Here is a 1,372-nt window from a genome sequence, read left to right as displayed (position 1 = left end):
CCCCCCCCCCCCCGTTGCTGATCGTGTGCCTGGAAGAGTGCGTTGACGGCCGATGTGATCATCGCGACGGAAACGAGCTCACCGTGGGCGTGGAACCCCTCGGCGGAGCGGTCGCGCACCCCGTGGTCGATCTCGATGCGGGCGATCGGCTCGTCGGACCGATAGCCGACCACTGCATCCCGCGGCACGAGGAGGACGTCGTTGGGCGTCAGCGGGGTCTCGGCTCCGTCGCCGACACGGATGGCTCCGACGCCGGCGACATGGACGACCAGCGTGTCGAATCGCTCGTCGATTCCGGATGCCACCGCTCCAGGCACGAGCGGCGGGCGCGACAGGGCGAGGGCGGTGTGCCATATGCGACGTACCGCGACATCGGCGACCACGGCCTCGTCGATGAACGCGTAGGACGAAGCGGCATCCGGCTGCTCGACGCTCCAGCCGCGGAGGCGGAACCACTCCGCCACCTCGGAGCCCTCGAGAGGGGTGCGCCGCACGCGCCACGGCGACCGAGGCGGATGCGGGTCGGGTGTCACGTGGATGCCTCCAGAGCGGTGCCCCGCGGAGCGGGGTCACGGAACTTTAGACCCGATCCCGGCGATTCATGACGCCGCACCCGCTCGGGGCGGCGTGCGCTCACCCGGAGCGCATACGTTCCGGGGCTCAGCGATCACCCGCGGGGGCGGTGCAGCGACAGGGCCGACGACGGTCCGACACGGCCTACGGACTCGGCGCGCGGACACGGCTGGATGGGGGACGGCACATCGCACCCGAATCGATAGGAGCCTCCCATGGAGCACGCCCCCGAAACCCCCGCCATCGACCGCGGCCTTCCCCGCCGCACCGTCCTGACCGGCGCCGCCTGGACCATCCCCGTGATCGCCACGGCCGCCATCGCTCCCGCCGCATCCGCGTCGGGCACGCTCGCGCTCGCCTTCAACCAGGCGACCTACACCGGCACCGCCTGTTCGACGATCACCGGCGCGTACGTGACGGCGACGACCAACGGCGCGGCCGCGGCGGGGGTGCCGGTGACGGTGACGCTGTCGAACGGGTACACGTTCGCGGGGGGAAGCACCAGCTACACCGGCTCTTCGGACGGTTCGGGGCGCGTGTCCCTTCCGGCGATCTCGGTGCCGAGCATCGGTGGAACAGGAACTCTGAGCGCAATATCGGGAGCAGCGACCTCCTCGGCGAACGCCACCAGCAGCCCCGCACCCACGACGGTGACCTACTACAGCTGGGCTGGGGTCGCAGGAGTCCCCACCACATCCACCATCACCGACGTCGCCACCAGCGCCGGCGGCGGAGCGGGCGACCACTGGGCCTTCGCGCTCACCTCCGACGGAACCCTCTACGCCTCCCTCAACGGCTC

General features: G+C 71.1%; 2 protein-coding genes. One reads left to right on the top strand and one right to left on the bottom strand.

Annotation, left to right across the window (positions count from 1 at the left end):
- On the bottom strand, window positions 1-494 hold a 494-nt coding region (locus tag BGO45_RS15585), incomplete at its 3' end, for a hypothetical protein (protein WP_292695946.1).
- A 294-nt stretch (window positions 495-788) separates the two neighbouring features.
- Between BGO45_RS15585 and BGO45_RS15580 the strand changes: the two genes are divergently transcribed.
- On the top strand, window positions 789-1,372 hold a 584-nt coding region (locus tag BGO45_RS15580; RefSeq protein WP_292695943.1), incomplete at its 3' end, for a hypothetical protein.

The organism is Microbacterium sp. 71-36, assembly GCF_001898305.1.
GTDB lineage: Bacteria > Actinomycetota > Actinomycetes > Actinomycetales > Microbacteriaceae > Microbacterium.
The sequence above is the reverse complement of the archived record's forward strand: the minus strand, read 5'-3'. Positions and strand labels throughout refer to the sequence as shown.